Genomic DNA, 20,169 nt, shown 5'->3' on the forward strand with positions numbered 1-20,169 from the left:
TCTATATTTATTCTTTGACAGCACCTGCCGAAATACTGCTGACGATGTACTTCGAGAGGAACAAGAAGGCAATCATGATCGGGACGACCGAGATCGCGATGCCTAGGTAAAGCGAGCCAAGGTTCTCTGCGACTTGTGATCCTTTCAAGAAGCCCATCAAGACAGGCAACGTGTATTTCTCAGGAGAGAACAAGAGGACAAGTGGCATCAAGTAGTTGTTCCACGAGCCGATGAACGTAAAGATCGACATCGTCGCAATCGCCGGCATCATCATCGGAAGTGCGATGGTGTGGAAAATACGCAGCTCGCTCGCACCGTCAATCCGTGCCGCTTCAATCAAGCTGATGTGAAGCGTCGCTTGCGTGTACTGACGGATGAAGAAGACGGTGAATGGTGTCGCAATCGCCGGGACGATCAATGGGATGAACGTATCCAAAATGCCGAGCGTCTTCGAGATCTCGTAAAATCCGATGAGTCCAAGTTGTGCCGGCACCATCATCATGACGAGCATGAAGATGAACATCGCATTCTTCCCTTTGAAATTGTAGAACGAGAAGCCGTACGCCGTGAGGGCTGAGAAGTAACCAGACAGCACCGTCACCGATACCGAGATGATCAAACTGTTCTTGAAGCCGTTCCAGATGTTAATGTATTCGCTGAGCGTCGCATAGTTCTCTGCGAGCGCCGTCCCCGGGAGAAGTGAGAAACCAGCCATGATTTCTCCGTTCGTCCGTGTCGCGTTGACGATCATCATGAGGAACGGGATGAAGCAGACGATGGCGAGGAGGATCAGTGCTGTATAGATCAACCCTCGCGCAAAGCGTTTGTTTGTTTTTTTCTTCGAAGGTGGCGCCATTTTGAGTGGACGGTCTTCTTTACGTTTCGGCTGCGCTTCGCTATCAGGAAGCATACGCCGTGTTTCTGCATTTTGTTCCATCGCTTACGCCCCCTTCTTCTGTGCTGTGCGTTCATTGCGGAACATACCTTTGAAGACGATCGCCGAGAAGATGAGCGTAATCAAGAATAGGCCGTAAGCGACCGCAGATGCGTAGCCGTAGTTGTTGTACTTGAAGGCTTGGTTGTACAAATAAAGTACCATCGTGTTCAATGAACCGTCTGGTGAACCAATTCCATCGGTAATCAACATCGGAAGGTCGAACAACTGAAGTCCACCGATGAGTGACGTAATCATGATGTAGAGAAGAATCGGCTTTAAGAGTGGCAACGTCACTTTCGTGAACATCTGCCAGCGGTTCGCACCGTCGATGTGAGCGGCTTCAAAGTAATCTGTCGAAATGCCCGATACTCCAGCCATGACGATGATGAAGGAGTGACCGAACCACATCCATGTCAAGATGAGTGAAACGGATAACTGTGCCGTCACCGGTTCTGCCAACCAGTTGATTGGATCTGAAATCAAGCCGATTTTCATCAACACCATGTTGAGTGAACCGTGCTGCCAGTCGAGCAAAATACCGAACAAGAGCGCGACCGAACTGATCGTGATCAAGTTAGGAAGATAGAAGAACGAACGGAAGAACGAGAGTCCTTTTAACTTCAAACGGAGATCTGAGAAGATGAGTGCTAATAGAAGTGCTACCCCGATCTGCAAGACGAAGTTGATTCCCCAAATCTTGATGGTGTTGAAAAACGCCTCGATAAAGTACGTATCCGTCAACAACCGTGCATAGTTCGCAAACCCGACGACCTCTTCACCCGGGCTTCCCGTATAGTTCGTAAAGCTATAGTAAAGCGTTAAGAGGACCGGATAGATGCTGAACGTCAAGAAGACGACCCAGAACGGGGCGATGAACAGATAGCCGTAACGATCTAGTTTTTTCACGTGTATTTCTCCTTCCATAAGAACCGAGGGGGGATCCCCCCCTCGTGTTGGTCATCGTCAGTCTACAACGATGTCTGGGTAAGCGTTTTTCGCTTGTTTCTTGAACTCCTCAATCGCTTCTTCTTTCGACTTCTTACCTTCTACATATTGAAGGACCGATGCGCCATATAGCGTGTCGAGCTGTTGGTCGTATTTCGTGACGATTCCTGGAGTAATCTCATCTGCTTCGTCGAGGAAGAACTCATAGTTGTTCTGTCCGCCGAGGAACTCTTCACTGAAATCGTCTTTGATTTTGTCTGTAACCGGGTTGAAGGCAAGTACGTCGCCTGTTTCTTGTGCCCACTCTGTCAAGAACTCTTCATCTTGCGTCATGAGTTTGACGAAGTCGTAAGCTGCTTCTTTGTTTTTAGAATCTTTGTAAACGCCAAGCCACGTGCCGCCCCAGAAGTATGGGCTTGGTCCGCTAGTTACAGCCCAGTCACCTGCAGTATCCTTCGCGTTCTCTTTTAATACAGAGTGGAGACCCCAAGTTGGTAGGACATACGAGAAGACTTGTGTTTCTGTCTCTTTTCCGTTCTCTTTCACTTTGATCGGCTTATCCATTCCTTCGAACCAAGATGGAGACCATTCTGGTGCGAGAGCCGTGTATTGCTTCTCACGAAGTTCTTTCGCATAGTCCATGTAGTTGATCTTATCTTCCGTCAAGACGAGTTCGTTCTTGTCGTTAACCCACGCTTCTGGGTTTGCCCCTTGTGAGAACCAACGAATTGAACCTTCATCCGGGAACATCTTGTATCCTTTTTGTTTCATTTTCTCAGCAACTTCGAAGACGCCGTCCATCGAGCTCATCATGTCACCGATTTCAGTCGGGTCATCTGTACCGAGCACTTCTTTTGCTAGGCTACGTTTGTAGTAAACGCCACCTGGTGTCGTTTGCCATGAGAGAGCGCGAACGTTTCCGTCTTTGTCTTTCCCGAGGTCAAAGACGTAAGGGACATAGTTGTCTGCGATCTCATCGACACTGTACGGCTCGTCTGAAAGGTTTTCCCAATATCCAGCGTCGACCCATTGTTTGAGGAAGGCGATTTCCCCTGTGAAGACGTCTGGTGCGCCGACGCCGCTTTCAAGAGCTGGCTTCAACTTCGTTGGATAGTCTGCGATTGGAACGATTGTCAATTCAACTTTGACACCGTTTTTCTCTTCATATGTTTTAATTGGTTCTTTTAACTCGTCCGTAAATGACCAAACTTTTAAAACGTCATCTTTTGATTCTGAAGCTCCGCCTTCACTGTCTGAGCAGCCGCTCAAGACGCCAACTGAAAGTGCTCCGAGTGTAAGTAAGCTGACTAATTTACGCATGTGTTGTTCCCATCCTTTTTTATAAGTAATGTTAGAAAGCGCTTGCAAGAAGAGTTTTAAAATTATCGAAAGCGCTTTCGGTTTTAGCCAAAAAATAAAATATCGAAAGCGGTTTCGATTTCTTTCAAAATGACTTTCGAAATCGCGCTCCTCTCTCCATCCGCTGAAGAAAAGAGAGCGACTTCGAAATATCATTCACTATAGGTTACTGTTTAACTGGCGCACAAGACGCCCGTTCGACTAAGCGTACCGGAATGATGCGACGTTCTGTAAGTCGCTCTTTCACGGTCATCTGTTCAAGTAAGAGTTCTGCTGCCGCTTCCCCGATTTCGTCCGTATCTTGGCGAATCGTGGTCAGTTTCGGCGTGATATATTGGATCATTTCAATATCGTCGTATCCGATGACCGAGATGTCATTCGGAACGTGAAGACCATGTTCGTGAATCGCATCGATGACACCGATCGCCATTTGATCCCCGGCCACAAAGACTGCAGTCGGTCGATCGTCTAGTTCAAGCAATCGTTCCATCGCTTGCTTCCCTTCCTCGACGGAGAAGAAACCAGCGTTGACGAGGTAGCCTGGTCGAATCGGGAGGTTCAGTTCTTGCATCGCAAGTTCATATCCTTTGATTCGCGCCGCTCCGGCGTCAATTGTTTCATCCCCAGCGATGTGGGCAATTTTTTGGTGACCGAGTTCATGGAGGTAATTCACGGCGAGGCGTGCCCCTTCGATGTTATCGGAATAGACGACGCTACAATTGGCGCTGTCCATATCGACGACGACGATCGGGATGTCGCTTCGCATGAGCTCCTGAACTTGCTCATCCATTCGGTCCGAGCAGATGACGACGATGCCGTCGACCGCACGGTGTTTGAAGTGTTCGAGATAACTCATGTCACGATTGCGCAGATTCCGCGAGGCGAAAATCAAATCGTAGCCTTGCTCCTCTGTCGCGTGACGAAAACTTTCGATGATTCCGTTGAAGAACGGGTGTTTCATCCCGACTTCGTTCGCCTCTGAGAACATGACCCCGATCGCCCAAGATTTTTTCGTCGATAACGACTGGGCATGTGCGTTCGGCAAGTAGTCCATCTCAGCAGCGGCTTGAAGAATTTTTGCTCTCGTCTTGTCACTCACGTCTTTGTAATTGTTCAACGCTTTGGACACTGTCGTGATTGAGAATCCTGTTTTTTTGGCTAAATCATAAATCGTACCCATGTCATTCTCCTCTTCCCGAAAGCGCTTTCGGTAATTTGATTGTAGCGTATGGATTTGTAGGAATCAATTCTTTTTCGAGGAAACTTTTTAATTCTTTTTTCCATTCCTTGTTTCTTCTATATTACTGTATCGAGAAATTTTTGTCCTTAATGTGTCCGCGTATACAACCACACGAGATTCGTAAACTTTTGTACTTCTGTCTCGCCTGTCACGCCTTTAAATAGACGCTGGAACGGCTTCAACAACTGCTCTAAGATAATTTTCCGAAGGCGTTCCTGTTTCAGTTCATGTGAGATTGCATCAAACAAATCTCGTTGTTCTTCCGTCATCTCGACATGCTCTTCGATGCGAGCAGCCATCTCGTTCAATTCTTCGATTGTAATGAGATGTTTATCTGTCGTCCCACGCATTTGCTCGACCGTGACCGGGTTCAAGACGTGCTCCCCTGTCTCTATCATTCGTGCAGCAATCAGTTCGACATACGTATATAAACTGCTCACGACTTTTTGAGGAGAGTAAGCGGCATTCGTGATTCGGTTCGTGAACAAGATATGTTGCAACATTCCGTTGAAGAGAACCGTCAATTCCATCGAATACGGTCTGACAGCCTCTCCGATAATTTCCGTCAAACGCATCGCAATCCACTCAATTTCATAAATGCGATGTTGGAGTACGAGTTTCTTCAATTCATTCTCGTTTGACGACATGATCGATTCAAATAACGCATGCAAGTTCCGTTCTTCGTTCAATTGAATCAATATCGAGATTTGCTCGATAAAGACGTCACGATCTCGTTTATCCCGCCCCATCTGCATCTCAATCCGGCGCTGCCCTGCATCATATCGTAAGTTCTCGAGGATACTGGCGACACAATCCGTCTTCGATGAGAAGTAGTTATAAAACGTCCCTTTGGAGATGTTGGCACGGTCAATGATCTCTTGTACCGATGTATGCTGTACTCCGTTTTCGATGAAGAGAGACATGGCAATATCTGCGACTTTTCGCTTTTTCTCTTTCATGCTTTCATAACTCCGATCTGTCTGATTTGTACCTTTACTATAGCACCGAAAACCATTTTAGACTAATAGTACAAAATGGTTGCTTTATTTATACAACGGGTATAAAATCATTTCATCGACATTTACCAAGACATAACTATTTAGAAAATAAAGGAGCCATCCATATGAAACCAGAATTCCAAAAGAAACCGCCTTTCGTCATGTTGGCGGTCCTCTTTGCGGGTGCGTTCATCGCATTTTTAAACAACTCATTACTGAACGTCGCGCTCCCATCAATCATGGTCGATCTCGAAATTGCAGACTACTCGACCGTTCAATGGCTCGCGACAGGCTTTATGCTCGTGACGGGTGTGCTCGTCCCGGCATCCGCCTATTTGATCACTCGCTTTTCAAACCGCAGCTTGTTCATCACCTCGATGAGCATCTTCGCCATCGGTACGGCTATCGCGGCCTTCTCGCCAAACTTTGGCTGGTTGTTGAGCGGTCGGATGATTCAAGCCGTCGGAGCCTCGACAATGGGACCGCTCCTCATGAACGTTATGCTCGTCAGCTTCCCACGTGAAAAACGTGGGATGGCGATGGGAATCTTCGGACTCGTCATGATCTCAGCACCTGCGATTGGACCGACACTCTCGGGCTATATCGTCGAGTACTATGATTGGCGCGTCTTATTCGAAATGATTTTACCGCTCGCCATCATCGGTCTTGCGCTCGCTTTTTGGAAAGCGGAAAACGTCATGGTCCAAAACAAAGACCAGTCACTCGACTACTTGTCGCTCGTCTTATCAACACTCGGATTTGGTGGGATTTTGTACGGTGTCAGTTCGGCAAGCTCGGACGGTTGGGATAACCCAATCGTCTTAACGACGATGATTGTCGGTGCCATCTCATTGATCGCCTTCATCTACCGTCAGCTCCATATGGAAAAACCATTGCTCGACTTGCGTGCTTACAAACATCCGATGTTTGCTCTCGCGTCAGTCATTGCGATGGTCAACGCGGTCGCCATGTTCTCCGGTATGATTTTGACGCCGGCTTACGTCCAAAGCGTACGTGGTATCTCCCCACTCGATTCAGGGCTCATGCTTCTTCCTGGTGCGATCATCATGGGAATCATGTCGCCGATCACAGGTAAACTGTTTGACCGATTCGGGCCAAAATTTTTGGCACTTACCGGATTGACAATCACCGCCGTATCGACGTACATGCTTGCAAACGTCCAACTTGACTCGACCTACACATACATCGTCTTAACATATACGTTGCGTATGTTTGGGATGTCGATGGTCATGATGCCAATCATGACTAATGGATTGAACCAATTGCCGACTCGCCTCAATCCGCACGGAACGGCCATCAACAACACAGCACAACAAGTATCCGGTGCGATCGGTACGGCAGTACTCATCACTATCATGAACTCGGTGACACGCACAGAAGCCGAATCATTGATGACAGGAGTCGATCCTGCGACACTCACTGAGAGCTCGATGGGTGCCATCACTCAGCAAGCCCTCTTATCTGGGATTCAATATTCATTTTACGTTGCACTCGGTATGAACCTCTTGGCACTTCTACTGGCATTTTTCGTGAAGCGCGTGGACGTTCGTAAGTTTGATGACCAAGTGGAGACTGTTGAAGAATTAAAACAAGCAAATTAATACTGGGAAAAGCCGTTCTGAATGATGGATTCAGAGCGGCTTTTTTTAATTTCTCGTTCCCTTTATAAATAAATCAAAAATTAAAATTTAATACTAATATGGTATTATTTCTCAATAGATACATCTCGTTTAGGAGGGTACATATTATGAAAAAAGTGTTTGGTTTCATCGTCGCTTTCCTTCTAATCACTTCATCTTTCTTCTCGACTGGATCAATCGTTGAGGCGGCCCCGAAGAAGCAGAATCGCGCTATTATGGGAATATCGGCTTTGACTCCGCAACAAATGGCGGATTACGTAAAAAAGAAGAATCCTCGTAATGTCCGGCTCTCGAAAACGTCTGTCGAAGACTTGGCGAAACTCTTCGTCATCATCGGCGCAAAAGAAGGCGTCCGTGGCGATGTTGCGTTCGCGCAGGCACTAAAAGAGACCGGTTATTTCCGTTATGGCGGTGATGTCCTTCCAAAGCAGCATAACTACTCAGGGATTGGGACGACTGGGAACGGCGTGAAAGGACACTTTTTCCGTTCACCACACCAAGGCGTATCCGCTCAAATTCAGCATCTAAAAGCATACGCTTCAAACGATGCATTGAACACGAAACAAGTCGATCCTCGCTTCTATCTCGTCAAACGGGGCTCTGCGACGACTTGGCCGTCACTGCATCGAAAGTGGGCCATGCAGCCGAAAGGAAATTACGGGACCGAGATTCTTTCGATTTATCAAGAAATGTCGAAAACACCAAAACGTGTTGCTAAAGCAAAACGATGAAGAAATGTAGGGGTGAAAGAACGTGACGTGCAAACAAGTCAGACTCGCTAGCGGAATCGCACTATTCGTGACCGGCGTGATGTTGTTACTCAAGCGCTAATGAGCATTTCGGACAATCGTCCGAGTGCTTTTTTTGTGGATAAACAAAAAGCCATGGCACTCTATAAGTACCACAGCTTTCGCTAACGTTTATTTAACTCAATGCCCCCGATACTTCCCGAGCGCTCGCATGTTTAAGAGATACAAGACACCTGCATATAAAATCAGCCCGAGTAAATACATCCAAATCCCTGAGAAACCACTCCCGTAAATCATGACTTCCTTGATCGCTGTCGCCCCGTAGAAGATTGGCATCACGTAACTCAAGTTCCCGAGACCGTACGGAATCAAATCGAGTGGGATGAGGCCCGAGAAAAATACTTGCGGGATGATCGTGAACGGGATCATCTGTACGACCTGCAGTTCCGATCGGGCAAATACCGAGATGGTCGCCCCGAAGAGTACCGCCGTACCCGCCATGAGTAGCATCGTCAACATTACCCACGCCATATTTCCAAGCGAAGACAGTCCAAGCACATAAATCGAATAGAGTACGATGAAAATCGACTGGACGACTGCAAACACGCCGTAGCCGAGCGTATATCCTAAAATGACCTGTCCTCGTTTGATTGGGGTCATCAAGAGTCGTTCGAGTGTACCTCCACTCCGTTCTTTGACGAGTGCCATCGCAGATAGGATGAATACGAAGAAGAATGAGAAGAGTGATAGAAAGACGAATCCGAACGAATCGAACGTAGATTGGTCCTCTTCCCCAAAGACGAATGACGTGTCCATCTCGGCTGCGGGGTTGAGCGTCGTCAACGCATCTTGAATCTCACGGACGGCCTTCGACGACTTCGTCGACGGCTCGCGTAACGTGATGGTCGTTCCATCTTGATTCATTTCAAAGACGGCATCCACTTCTTCATTGTCTTCAATATATATTTTCGGGTCCTCGAACGTCGCCAGTTCCACCACGAGCGTCTCCTCTTCAAACGCATTGACGAGCTGTTCGGGTGCGTTGTCATCAAGGACGACCGTCGGCACGTAATCGGAGTCACCGAGTAAGAAGTAGACGAGTGTCAAAATGAGAAGTGGGGCAATCAAAATCAAGGCGACACTTCGTTTATCATTTAACGTCTGAAAGATGACACGCTTCGCTAAGTTACGCATGGTCACCCACCTCCTCTTTCCCGGCAATCAAGAACAGTTCTTCGACGCGACCGTTCTCGGTCTGGTCAAGCAAATCTTGCACATGGTCATATGCGATCAACCGTCCATTGTAGACGAGCGCAGCCCGGTCACACTCGAGCACTTCATCCATGACATGTGTCGAAACGATAAGCGTCGTGCCTTCCTTCCGAATCACTTGGAACTGATCCCAGATTTGACGACGTAAGATCGGATCGATTCCGACCGTCGGTTCATCGAGAAACAACACGTCCGGCTTATGCAGGATAGCGATGGCGAGTGACAAACGCTTTTTCATCCCACCTGAAAAATTGCGGACGAGCTTCTGTCGATCGTTCGACAGGTCGACAAGGTCGAGCACTTCTGTGATGCGTGTCTGGAGTTCTTTTTTTCCGAGCTTATAAATTGATCCGAAGAAAGCGAGGTTCGCCTCTGCCGACAAATCTTCGTACAATCCATCGTTTTGTGGCATAAATCCGATTTGTCGAAGCATGTCCATATTCGGCATTTTCGTTTCACCGATATGGACACTTCCTTTGTCCGGTGCGAGGGCACCGATCATGAGTCGGATGAGGGTCGTCTTCCCCGATCCAGATGGTCCGAGCAAGCAGCAAATCTCTCCAGATGGGATGGTGAAGTCGATATTGTCGATGGCGAGTTGGTCGCCGAACGACTTGTCGACGTGTTGCAGTTGAATGTTCATTTCTGTCACTCCTTTTCGGCGCCTCATCGTGTATACTCAAGATAATCGACACCGTGTTGGTTTATATGTTCAGTATAGACCTCGTCCATAGTAGCAACAATCGTCAATATCGGTCATCGTGTCGGTTTTCCAACAGATGGTCTGAATGTGTTGAAGAAAAGGAAAAAAAGATATGGAACAAACCGACTTACGCGTCATCCGGACGAAAAAATTGATCAAAGATGCCTTCTTTCGTCTCATTGAAGAACAGGGATTTGAAGCCGTCACCGTCAAGCAATTGACTGAACGAGCCGGCATCAATCGGGGTACGTTTTACAGTCACTATGTGGACAAGTTCGAGTTGATGGAGAAATGTGTGAATGAAATCTTTGAAGAGGCCGAACAGAAGTTGATTCATCATCTCCCCCACATCTTTGGAGACGAACGGACCGACAACTCGTACCATTACCTTGTCCCGTTCATCCGCTTCATCGAAGACAATCAAGTCATCATGAAGCCGCTGCTTGGACCAAATGGAGACCCGACGTTTCAGGCGAAGCTTCGAAAATTTATGCAGGCGGCCCTTTTTCAGCGCTCCCCGGTAACCTTATTTGATCCGGACAAGATGATGGTCCCGCCTCCATATCTCGTCGCCTACCTCTCTTCGGCACATATGGGCGTCATCTACGAGTGGTTGAACAATCCGTCCGCAGAAGAAACAGCGGAAGATATCGCCCGCATCATCTATACGATTACGTTTGAAGGACCGCTCGTCGCCGGCGGTGTGAAGTCACACGAATGAAGCCTCTCGCTACTTTTGCGAGAGGCTTTGTTTATGAGACGCGAACGTGCACGTGCAAGTTCCCATTTTCTTCAGTTGTCGTCTGGTAAGCATTTTGCACTGCCTCTAGATCATGCCAGGCGATGCGGTATGACTTGCCTCGCATCCCTTCAAACTCGAAGGCGAGATGTTGTAAATCCGACATACCTAAGATACGGTCAAACGGTCTATCCTCACCTTCCCACTCGATTTGATTCGCTGAGTCTTTTAACACGAGGTCGAGCCCGTGCATCACTTTTTCTTTGATCACTTGTCCATCCGCCGCAACACGCATCCCGTCTTGAATATCATGCATCCGACACGATTCGATATCATCAAACGGGATGGTGATTTCATCCCCGTTCGCAAAGTGAAGTGTGATTGTTTTTACGATCATCTTAGATTCCTACTTTCGTTCAGTCTCTGTTCCCTAACTATACAAAACTTTCCCCGGTTCAGGGATGACATCTTTGTGGATGTGGCAAATCCGTAAAAGCATGTTCGTTTCATTTAGAAACGGGAATAGAAGAGGTAGCACTCATTCTATTTTTTGAAAATAACACTTCGGAAAGGCGGCGAATATATGCCATCAGTGGATAAGTCGGTCATCGTCATAGGCGGAGGGCTCGGCGGCTTGTCAGCGGCCATCTCACTCGCTCAAAAAGGTTACGACGTCTCACTTTACGAAAAGAACGACCATATCGGCGGGAAAGTGAATCGGCTCGAACAGGACGGATTCGGTTTCGACCTCGGACCCTCAATTTTAACGATGCCTCACATCTTCGACAAATTGTTCCGCGGAAGCGGGAAACGGATGGAAGACTATGTGTCCATCAAACGACTTGAGCTCGAATGGCGCTCTTTCTTCCCGGACGATACCGTCCTCGACCTTTACCATGACCTCGAACAGATGCAGCGGGCAAACCCTTCCCTCTCTCAAAAAGACATGCAAGAATATCGTGAACTGTTGAATTATGCCGCGCGCATCTATAAGACGACGGAGAAGGGATACTTGGCGGAAGGGTTTGAGTCACCTTTAGAAGCGGTCATGAAGACAGGTATTTTCCCGACGCTCTTCGGATTCGATTTGACGTCAACGATGTATAGCGCCATCAAGAAGCGCATCAGCAATCCACATCTCCGTGATATGCTGTCGTATTACGTCAAATATGTCGGGTCGTCTCCGTATAACGCACCAGCCGTCTTGAATATGATGATTTACATGCAGTACGCCCAAGGCTGTTGGTATGTCGAAGGCGGGACCCACAAGCTTGCGGAAGGCTTGATGAAGCTCGCCGAAGAGATCGGTGTGAAACTACATACCGGTCAGGGCGTCGTCCGTGCCCATACGGTGAATCAGAAAATGACCGCCATCGAACTTGAAGACGGACGACTTCGCTCCGCTGATTATTTCGTCTCGAATATGGAAGTCATCCCGTTCTATCAGAAGATGGTCGACGCGGATGAACAGTACGTCGACAAACTCGTTTCTAAATACGAACCGGCGAGCTCCGGATTCGTCCTCCATCTCGGGGTGAAGAAAGCCTATCCCCAGCTGGCCCATCATAACTTCTTCTTCTCTGAAAACTTACGTGAACAGATGGATAAGGTGTTCGAGAAGCATGAATTGCCGGATGACCCAACGATTTACCTCGTCAACGTCAACAAGACTGACGCGACCCAAGCGCCGCCGGAACATGAGAACATCAAAATCTTGCCCCATATCCCGTATATCCAGGATGAGCCGTTCACCGAAGAAGAGTACGCTGCCTTTGAGGAGAAAGTACTCGACAAGTTGGAACGGATGGGGCTCGACGGCTTGCGTGAACATACCGTGACACGTGACGTATGGACCCCTCACGATATCGAGCGGACGTATGGGTCGGACCGAGGTGCCATTTACGGGACGGTTGCCGACAAAAATCGAAACGGTGGCTTCAAGCACAAGAAACAGAGCGAACTCTATCACAACCTCTACTTCGTCGGCGGGACCGTCAATCCGGGCGGTGGCATGCCGATGGTGACGCTCAGCGGTCAGCAAGTGAGCGACAAGATCGCGAAACGCGACAAAGTGAAATGATTTTATTCAATCCCTCATTCAATATGAGGGATTGTTTTTTGAAACTTTTTCCAATAAACTTCCGTATATTGTGATACGATACAAACAATCAAACATACAAGTGGAGGAACAGGATGCATCAAATCACAAGTTATTTCTTTATGTATGCCAAAGTTGTCGTTACGGATAAAGTGCCATTCTTCTGGACACTCGGGATTCCACTCGTCATCGCTTTGACGACGCCATTGTCAGGTGTTCAACAGGCGACGCCAGCGGAATACTACGGGCAGCTCTCTTACTTTTGGGTATATATCATTCTTGCTACATATGTGAACGGTGTCGGCATCGAACTCGCTCGCATGCGTGAATACGGGCTGATGAAAACGTACGTGATGATCTCAGGCAACAAACTGACGTATGTCATCGCTGTCATCTTGGCGCAACTGTTATTCGCCTCGATCAGCCTGCTGTTATTCACCACAGTCGTCACGCTCGTTCACGGGTTCTTCTCGTTCACGTTGCTCTTGTCAGCTCTACTCGTATTGATCGGGAGTATCCCATTCGCGGTCGCCAGTGTCGCCGTCACGACACTTCCAGTGAAAGTATCGAGTCTCGGGACGTTCGCGAACATTTTGATGTTTCCACTCTTTTTGTTGGCAATCAAGTCACCTGACCAATGGTTCAGCTTCCTCAACCCGTTTTACTCGCTTCATGAATTCGCGCTCGGGTTGCTGCACCTGACGACTCAAGTCGACCTTTCATTCGGAGTATGGGCGACATTCCTTTCCGTACTCGCTTACTTCATCATCGGTGCAATTGCGTTGAAACGCTTCAGTCTCGTCTCACTCATGACACGCTAGGAGGTTCTTATGCACGTACATCAGCTCACTTATCGATACCCGAAAGCGACGCGTCCTGTGCTCGATGACGTCTCGTTCACACTTCAACCGAATAAACTAAACGTCTTGATTGGACAAAACGGGGCCGGCAAGACGACACTGTTTGATTGTATGACCGGGGCACTTTCAATCGACAAGACATCACTCGAACTCGTCCCGACGACGGACATGCTCTATTTGACACAACTCATGTACAACCATCATGAATTGACGGGGAAAGACTTCGCCTATTTCATCGGACGTTTGTCGCAGCGCCCCGACTTCAAGAAACTCGAGTCTTATGTGAACAACCTTTCGACTGCACGAGAACAAGAACTGTTCGAACATCTATGGACGATGAAACTCGGGAAGATGTCGGTCGGAGAGAAAAAATGGCTCTTTGTGACACTCTTGTCTTCGATCAAACGTTCTCTTTACTTATTCGATGAACCGACGAGCGGGGTCGACCCGGCGTCACGCATTCAAATTATGCGCCGGCTGCAACGCCTCGTCGATGAGGGCAAAACGTGTCTCATTTCAACACACCAGTTACACGACTTGGTCCAACTTGATGCCCATGTCATCTTCCTACATGGTGGACGTGTTTTATATGAAGGGGACTTCCAGGATTGGCTCAAAGAATCCGGAACGACCGACCCGGACGAAGCGTTCGTTCGGATGGTCGACACGCCGCTTGACGATGTGGCGGTGACACGATGAATGACTCGTTTTGGGAACGACACCGGTTCGGATAGTCGTCTGCGGCCAACTCATCGCGATGAACTTAAAAAAACTCAGCCTCTGACACCTGTCACGGGCTGAGTTTCTGTTCGCGACGTGCATGTCGTAACTCTCGATTCGTCACATGCTCTGGGTCCACTTCACGTAATTTACGGTCCATCATCATGTACCAGATGAGAAGCGGGATCACCCCAACCAATACGACACCGAGTAGTTCCTGCATCGAATCCAACACGAACCACGTGAGGAAGGTGAATACACCGAGTGACCCAAACATGGCGACGATGATTCGAAATTCTCGACGAACGAGGCGCTGGTATTCCTCGTCTTTGTTGAATGTACGTAACAGCTTCATCCGTCGCCACGCTTGATAGAGCATCGGCAGTTGGGTCACGAGGAAAGAGAAGGCGACCGTCGTCACCGTGACACCTTTTATGAACGAGATGACCAAAAAGAGAAACAGACCCATGATGCCATATATCGTGCTGATTCCTCGGGCGTCGAGATCATGTTCGACCATTTGCGGGAGACGTTCTTGTTTATCCATCCACCTTCCTCCTTTTTTGTTTCTTCCGCTCAAATTGAACATGACCGAGTTCGACACCCGTCACGTGTAGCGGATCGATTTCTTTTAGCTTGCGGTCGATTGGAAAACTGAAAATCAACAGAACCATGATTCCGATTAATGCAACGATAACGAACGTGAACAATGTAATCCACTCAAGCTCTACACTGGCAATCAGTATGAGAAGCAGGAGCGGCTGCGAGAGGCTCAATAAAAATTCGGACCTCACGAGTTGTTGGTACCGTGTGCCACCGTTAAATGAAAGCAACAACTTTTTGCGGTGCCATGATTTATATAGGGTAGGAAATTGTCCGAAAAAAATCATGGTATATAACCAAAAGACGTTCGTCGTCCATATATAGAAAAAGAGCAAGGTGATAATCCCGATTAACGGGAGAATCAATTCCCTCTTTCGTTTTTCATCCTCTTGCAACATACGTTCTAATCTGACTGCATGGTCTACCATCGAATCCCCCTCGTTTAGTTTTATTTACGTATCCACCGTGATGACAACTCAATCCGGTTCGATCCCATTCTCTAAAATATTGATCGTCTCTTCATAACACTGCTTGCTATATGCATCCTCACGTTCAAGTAATGAACGGAAGAATGCCTCAATCAACTCTTCTTGGCGCAAACGGCGTGAAATGATGGTGCTTTGAATCGTAGAGATTGCGGTCTCCCGCAATGTATCGTCATCCATCCACGTAAGGAGTGTCATGACCAATTCATTTACATCGAGGACGTCTAATGAATTGAGCCATATGTTCGCACCAAATGTCTTTTCACTCGTTGCCTCACTGTAAAGTAAATTCTGTGCATAATCTAACAGTGTCTCCCCTTCAATCACTCCTACGAATGCATCGGTCTCGATGACGCGGAGCGCTTCAGTGAATTGCTTGAATGAATCGAATCGTACATCAATTTTTTCTGCCGTCGTATCGAGCAATGCAATTTTAGGAACTGCTTCATCTCGATAATCGAACATGAGAAAATAGTGACCATCGCCCGCGAACGCGATCAAGCGCTCATCCTCAACGCCCCACTCTTTTAGAAGAATCTTTGATTCAACTAACCCTTCATATAAGCTCACGCCCATGATGGAATCAATCACAATCGTATCGTCTAACCCGTTTAGTGTCACGGGTAATTCACGTTGCTCGATGAATCCCCCATTTTGAGTTCGAAGTAAGTCGATATAACTTTCCGGTAATTTCACGCCGAGTTGTGACTCGACATGTCTCAAGATCTCTTCTGTCAAATTTGGCAGCTTGTTCGTATGGTCGATATCATTCGTCCAGACAATCATTCAACGCTACACCCCTTTTTGATTTCGATTCATCAGTCCCAACAAACTTTCGACCACGTGCTCGTCATCAATTCTTAAAATCTTCCAGTCGATCCACGACTCAAGAATGAGGCAACTCGCAATCAGCGTCGCACAGCCGAGGCTTAACGTATCAAGCGATATGTACTTCAGTGCATAGAGCGCCATCGTCGATATGACACCAATCAAGAGGATAAACTGAATCATGCCTTTTAAATAGATGAAGCGCTGGTACGTGGATGAGTCATTGAACTGTAAAAACAACTGGATTTTATGCCATGTTGCCACCAGAAGCGGCATGAGCATCGCCGCACAAAAGATGAACAGGGACAAGCTCATCCTTGAATCATTGAACAATAACCAAAGCGCCGTCACCACACCAATCATGATTACAAGGATGGGACCTTTTCTAGTCCACGATTTGTCGTATAAGTATTCGATTCGTTCTTCACGCAACATTTAGCACACCTCCAAAAGTAAATTTCATCCAATTCACTCAATATGTTTATCTTAACAATCTATAATCGAATTTTCGAGGTTTTTCCATTAAAAAGGAAAAAGCATCTGACAGTTGTCAGACGCTGATTAATTCGAGTGCCGGCGAATGAGTCGGAATAAAAAGATTCCAACCATTGTCAACAATCCTAGATTCAAGATTGCCCATCCCATATCCATCACTTGTAACATACTACTCTCCCCTTCCATCTTCACTCTAATATAACTCAAATATTGGACTCACGGAGACGTTGATCACGTGCTTCACGTAATTCTTTACCTCGTACATGATGCGCATCGAGCGTATGCAAGATTCGATTGATGACATAAGGTGCCAGAATCGATAGCACACCAATCCCGAATAACCCGGCAATCGCGATGACGGGCGACAACGAGTCGGCATAATAGGCAGCCAATAAGCAGATGGTCAACACGAAACAGAGCCACTGGATCCCGAAGTCTGTATACACCAAACGTTGATAGCGCGCCTCTTCGTTAAAGGTGAGGAGCAGTTTTGTCTTCCGCCACTCGAAACAGAGATACGGAAAAAAACTGATGAAGACGATGAGCGGGGCGTACAGTCTGTACTGCGCAGCGATGAAAAATGTCATCACGACGGTCGCAATGGCGACGCCCCACCGCCAACGCCAATGACTATCGTCTTGTTTTAGCAACTGTTCAATTCGCTTCTCTTTCGTCAGCATATGTACTCCTTTCATACGAACGGTAGTGCTTTGTCACCTCATCTCGGGTCGGTTGGTCCGGGTCGGCTTGTCGTAGTTGCCGGACGGTCTGATAGTGGATCCATGCTAACATGACGATGCCTAGACCGATGATGGCCCATGCGATCAGTGGCGTTTGCAGACGACTGAAGAGAACCACCCCTGTGACCGCTCCAATCCAGTAAGAATAGAGGCGATACAAGCGTTTTGTGAGCGACTCGGCTTTTCCTGACGTCATGGTTTGCAACTGTTTACTTTCTTGACGTGTTAAATACATGAGTCCAATCGCTGCAAGCGTCGACCCGATCCCCCATATCCACCATGTGTCAAAACCGAGCACGAAACTGTTGCAGAAAATGAAGGTGGCAGTAAGCCAGACGCTCGTTTTTTGATGCATTTGGCGATATGCCCCGATATATTGAATTCGTTCTTGTTTCGTCATGACTCTTTACGACCTTTCCTTGAAATATCATCTAACGTAAGTTTCAAACGTTTCCGGTTTTCCCGGGCCCACTCGCTTGATGTGACGTGGTGTTCATCAAGCGCGGACTGTTTTCGGTCGATCCAACGCGGAATCAATATGAGACACGGTCCGCCGATCAGGAGCGTCCAACTCATCCACGGTAAGATATCGATCCCGTTGAAATGGAACCCAATCAAAATCATGAACCAGATCAAACTGCTCAACATGACAGCAAAATCGATTCGCAACAGGCGATGATAGCGTGTCGCTTCGTTGAAGGATTGCTGCAATATCATCTTCTTCCATTCAAGCCATGTCGTATAAAGAAGTGCGACACCTGGTAGGAGAATGCTATACGGGCTCCATGTCGAAAGAAAATAGATGGATACGCCTAGCATGATTACGCTCACGATGATGTGGAGACGGGTGAATCGTTTCTCAAACTGTTCAATCCGTTTAAGGCGTTCTGTTCTATTCACGATATGACTTCAATCTTTCACGAAATGAATTTTGATTTCACGACGCATCGGCTGCTCCGCGTCATACTGTGGAATTTGTCGGTCGAGCGTCTTCTGCACGAGATGCAGACAGATGACCCCGCTTAAGAAAACGATGACGAGCGACCAGACCGGCCAGTTATTCAGGACGAGTAGCGGGAAGAGAATCGCTAATAAGACGAATAGTCCCATTTCCGATACATATTGCCAGTCGATGATGCGCTTGGCTTGTTCCACGGTCGTCAATTTCTTGACGAAGCGACGCTCTTTTCCAATCGCGAACAACATGCCCATCAACGTGACCACTAATGGAATCGTATATTTTGAAGCACCTTCAGACTGAAGTGCAAGAAAGACAAACATCCCAGTCAGACCTGCCAGTCCCATTCTCAAAAAGAGCCAACGCTGTTGATAACGATAAATCGTATTGATTCGTTCTTGTTTGTTCATCTATTTCACCTCTCCATTCACTATACGGGATAAACATAGAAAAGTTCCGTTTTTTTACATTTTCATACCAAAGTCATGTTTCTTGACGATTCTATCTTCCTAATATATAGTTTAGTTAACTTAACTATATAGCGAATAAGGAAAGTATGAGGTTCTCGTATGGAGTTATTGAACAATTCTCGTTTTTTATTTACTTGGTTATCTGGGATGACACTCACGCTCGGATTTTCGATTTTCTTTTTGAGCGTCTCTTGGTTGACGATTGATGTATTGGAACAACCCGCCCTACTTGGGATTATTTTGACCGCCGTTTCGTTACCGCGTGTCATCATGATGGTTTTTGGCGGTGTGTTTGCTGATCGATTTCAAAAGAGTCGACTATTATTCTTAACGAATCTTGGACAAGGCGTGTTAATGACCCTTGTTGTCGGTCTTCATTTCGCAGACGCCTATTCCGCCACGGTGATTGTAGCCATCTCCATCTTATTCGGAATTTTAGATGGCATGTCTTACCCTGCACTTTCGTCACTCATGCCATCGATCGTACCCGCTCAACAGTTGCAACGTGCGAACTCCCTTTTCCAAGGGTCACTCGAGTTGATGTTCGTCATCGGACCATTCCTCGCGGGACTTCTGTTGACTTGGGGAAGCTTCGGACTGAGCTTCGGGATGGCGGCTACACTTATTTTCATCTCTGCTCTGTTGATCATGCCGCGATTGATTCAAGACCGTATTCCAAACGTCGCCGCGCTTTCAACGAAAGACGTGCTCGTCGATTTGAAAGAGGGCATTCGTTACGTCATGCGCACACCCGTGTTACGAAGCGGTACGTTCTCCATCGCCATACTCAACCTGTTCGTCATGGGACCGCTCATCATGAGCATCCCGATTCTCGTTGGTTCGGTGGACGGCACGGCATTCGATTTGAGTATTATCGAAGGGGGACTCGCCGTCGGGACATTTGTCGCGAGCTTCCTAATTTTATTTTTGAAGTCGGTCCATCGTGGGCGCTTCGTCTTCCGAGCACTGTTCCTGACACTCGGTGCATTCTTTCTGTACACGCAAGTTCAATCGATTCCGCTCCTCGCGGTCACGGCCTCGATGAGCGGATTCATGATTATGCTCGTCTATTTGCCGACGGTCACCATCATGCAGGAGCAGAGCGACCCTGACAAAATCGGTCGCGTCATGAGTATCATGTCGCTCGCCGCCTCGGGCCTTGAACCGATTGCGTTCGCCATCTTATCTGCGCTCGTCGCCCTGTCCGTTCCGATTCAGACGCTCTTACTGGCGTTTGGTATAATCGGCTTAGTGTGTGGTGTCCTCTTATATGTTCGGAGCGAGACGTTCCGACTGACGCCGTAAAGAA

General features: G+C 47.6%; 23 protein-coding genes. 7 read left to right on the forward strand and 16 right to left on the reverse strand.

Annotation, left to right across the window (positions count from 1 at the left end; all coding sequences use genetic code 11):
- Positions 1 to 7: 7 nt before the first annotated feature.
- The 5 genes from KNO76_RS10820 to KNO76_RS10840 all read right to left on the reverse strand — a co-directional run bounded on the left by KNO76_RS10820 (position 8) and on the right by KNO76_RS10840 (position 5,440).
- Entirely contained in the window at positions 8 to 937 is a 930-nt protein-coding gene (locus KNO76_RS10820) for a carbohydrate ABC transporter permease (RefSeq protein ID WP_200868269.1), read from the reverse strand.
- Between the two features lie 3 nt (positions 938 to 940).
- On the reverse strand, positions 941 to 1,843 hold the full coding sequence (locus KNO76_RS10825; protein ID WP_026824384.1) for a carbohydrate ABC transporter permease: 903 nt from the start codon (positions 1,841 to 1,843) through the stop codon (positions 941 to 943).
- A gap of 57 nt (positions 1,844 to 1,900) precedes the next feature.
- On the reverse strand, positions 1,901 to 3,202 hold the full coding sequence (locus KNO76_RS10830) for an ABC transporter substrate-binding protein (RefSeq protein ID WP_026824385.1): 1,302 nt from the start codon (positions 3,200 to 3,202) through the stop codon (positions 1,901 to 1,903).
- Positions 3,203 to 3,407: 205 nt separating this feature from the next.
- The gene (locus tag KNO76_RS10835; protein ID WP_026824386.1) at positions 3,408 to 4,421 is read right to left on the reverse strand and encodes a LacI family DNA-binding transcriptional regulator; all 1,014 of its coding nucleotides are present in this window, start codon (positions 4,419 to 4,421) and stop codon (positions 3,408 to 3,410) included.
- 146 nt (positions 4,422 to 4,567) lie between these two features.
- A complete protein-coding gene (locus KNO76_RS10840; protein WP_214704053.1) occupies positions 4,568 to 5,440 on the reverse strand; it encodes a TetR/AcrR family transcriptional regulator in 873 nt (290 codons plus the stop codon).
- A gap of 164 nt (positions 5,441 to 5,604) precedes the next feature.
- Here KNO76_RS10840 and KNO76_RS10845 point away from each other — a divergent pair, with 164 nt between their 5' ends.
- On the forward strand, positions 5,605 to 7,101 hold the full coding sequence (locus KNO76_RS10845; protein WP_214885358.1) for a DHA2 family efflux MFS transporter permease subunit: 1,497 nt from the start codon (positions 5,605 to 5,607) through the stop codon (positions 7,099 to 7,101).
- A gap of 146 nt (positions 7,102 to 7,247) precedes the next feature.
- On the forward strand, positions 7,248 to 7,871 hold the full coding sequence (locus tag KNO76_RS10850; protein ID WP_214885359.1) for a glucosaminidase domain-containing protein: 624 nt from the start codon (positions 7,248 to 7,250) through the stop codon (positions 7,869 to 7,871).
- Between the two features lie 198 nt (positions 7,872 to 8,069).
- On the opposite strand, the gene KNO76_RS10855 is transcribed toward KNO76_RS10850, so the two are convergent.
- Entirely contained in the window at positions 8,070 to 9,083 is a 1,014-nt protein-coding gene (locus KNO76_RS10855; RefSeq protein WP_214701293.1) for an ABC transporter permease, read from the reverse strand.
- Positions 9,076 to 9,804: an ABC transporter ATP-binding protein gene (locus tag KNO76_RS10860; protein WP_214885360.1), complete on the reverse strand. Its 729-nt coding sequence runs from the start codon at positions 9,802 to 9,804 to the stop codon at positions 9,076 to 9,078. The genes KNO76_RS10855 and KNO76_RS10860 overlap by 8 nt, the downstream gene beginning before the upstream one ends.
- A gap of 172 nt (positions 9,805 to 9,976) precedes the next feature.
- On the opposite strand from KNO76_RS10860, the gene KNO76_RS10865 reads away from it, so the two are divergent.
- Positions 9,977 to 10,585: a TetR/AcrR family transcriptional regulator gene (locus KNO76_RS10865; RefSeq protein ID WP_214885362.1), complete on the forward strand. Its 609-nt coding sequence runs from the start codon at positions 9,977 to 9,979 to the stop codon at positions 10,583 to 10,585.
- Between the two features lie 31 nt (positions 10,586 to 10,616).
- Here KNO76_RS10865 and KNO76_RS10870 read toward each other — a convergent pair whose 3' ends face one another.
- Positions 10,617 to 11,000 (reverse strand): hypothetical protein, encoded by a 384-nt coding sequence (locus tag KNO76_RS10870; protein ID WP_214885364.1) that lies wholly within the window; start codon positions 10,998 to 11,000, stop codon positions 10,617 to 10,619.
- A gap of 186 nt (positions 11,001 to 11,186) precedes the next feature.
- Between KNO76_RS10870 and KNO76_RS10875 the strand changes: the two genes are divergently transcribed.
- The 3 genes from KNO76_RS10875 (at position 11,187) to KNO76_RS10885 (ending at position 14,260) form a co-directional block, all read left to right on the forward strand.
- Positions 11,187 to 12,683 carry a phytoene desaturase family protein gene (locus KNO76_RS10875; RefSeq protein ID WP_214885366.1) on the forward strand — a complete coding sequence of 499 codons (1,497 nt, stop codon included), beginning with the start codon at positions 11,187 to 11,189 and terminating at the stop codon, positions 12,681 to 12,683.
- A 113-nt stretch (positions 12,684 to 12,796) separates the two neighbouring features.
- On the forward strand, positions 12,797 to 13,522 hold the full coding sequence (locus KNO76_RS10880; RefSeq protein ID WP_214885368.1) for a hypothetical protein: 726 nt from the start codon (positions 12,797 to 12,799) through the stop codon (positions 13,520 to 13,522).
- A gap of 9 nt (positions 13,523 to 13,531) precedes the next feature.
- The gene (locus KNO76_RS10885) at positions 13,532 to 14,260 is read left to right on the forward strand and encodes an ATP-binding cassette domain-containing protein (RefSeq protein ID WP_214885370.1); all 729 of its coding nucleotides are present in this window, start codon (positions 13,532 to 13,534) and stop codon (positions 14,258 to 14,260) included.
- 91 nt (positions 14,261 to 14,351) lie between these two features.
- Here KNO76_RS10885 and KNO76_RS10890 read toward each other — a convergent pair whose 3' ends face one another.
- From KNO76_RS10890 to KNO76_RS10925, 8 genes are all read right to left on the reverse strand, one after another.
- Positions 14,352 to 14,828, reverse strand: a complete 477-nt coding sequence (locus KNO76_RS10890; RefSeq protein WP_214885377.1) for an APC family permease — start codon at positions 14,826 to 14,828, stop codon at positions 14,352 to 14,354.
- On the reverse strand, positions 14,821 to 15,312 hold the full coding sequence (locus tag KNO76_RS10895) for a hypothetical protein (protein ID WP_214885379.1): 492 nt from the start codon (positions 15,310 to 15,312) through the stop codon (positions 14,821 to 14,823). Before KNO76_RS10895 ends, KNO76_RS10890 begins: the two co-directional genes overlap by 8 nt.
- Before the next feature lie 48 nt (positions 15,313 to 15,360).
- Positions 15,361 to 16,155, reverse strand: a complete 795-nt coding sequence (locus KNO76_RS10900; protein WP_214885381.1) for an SMI1/KNR4 family protein — start codon at positions 16,153 to 16,155, stop codon at positions 15,361 to 15,363.
- A 6-nt stretch (positions 16,156 to 16,161) separates the two neighbouring features.
- Positions 16,162 to 16,632: a hypothetical protein gene (locus tag KNO76_RS10905; RefSeq protein WP_214885383.1), complete on the reverse strand. Its 471-nt coding sequence runs from the start codon at positions 16,630 to 16,632 to the stop codon at positions 16,162 to 16,164.
- A 263-nt stretch (positions 16,633 to 16,895) separates the two neighbouring features.
- Positions 16,896 to 17,372: a hypothetical protein gene (locus KNO76_RS10910; protein WP_214885385.1), complete on the reverse strand. Its 477-nt coding sequence runs from the start codon at positions 17,370 to 17,372 to the stop codon at positions 16,896 to 16,898.
- Positions 17,347 to 17,832, reverse strand: coding sequence for a hypothetical protein (locus KNO76_RS10915; protein WP_214885387.1), 486 nt, complete (start codon positions 17,830 to 17,832; stop codon positions 17,347 to 17,349). The genes KNO76_RS10910 and KNO76_RS10915 overlap by 26 nt, the downstream gene beginning before the upstream one ends.
- Complete coding sequence (locus KNO76_RS10920; RefSeq protein ID WP_214885388.1) at positions 17,829 to 18,332, reverse strand: hypothetical protein; 504 nt, start codon at positions 18,330 to 18,332, stop codon at positions 17,829 to 17,831. Before KNO76_RS10920 ends, KNO76_RS10915 begins: the two co-directional genes overlap by 4 nt.
- Positions 18,333 to 18,341: 9 nt before the next feature.
- Complete coding sequence (locus KNO76_RS10925) at positions 18,342 to 18,800, reverse strand: hypothetical protein (RefSeq protein ID WP_214885390.1); 459 nt, start codon at positions 18,798 to 18,800, stop codon at positions 18,342 to 18,344.
- A 159-nt stretch (positions 18,801 to 18,959) separates the two neighbouring features.
- Between KNO76_RS10925 and KNO76_RS10930 the strand changes: the two genes are divergently transcribed.
- A complete protein-coding gene (locus KNO76_RS10930; protein ID WP_214885391.1) occupies positions 18,960 to 20,165 on the forward strand; it encodes an MFS transporter in 1,206 nt (401 codons plus the stop codon).
- Positions 20,166 to 20,169: the final 4 nt, after the last annotated feature.

The organism is Exiguobacterium sp. s101 (assembly GCF_018617835.1).
GTDB classification, from domain to species: Bacteria; Bacillota; Bacilli; order Exiguobacteriales; family Exiguobacteriaceae; genus Exiguobacterium; species Exiguobacterium marinum.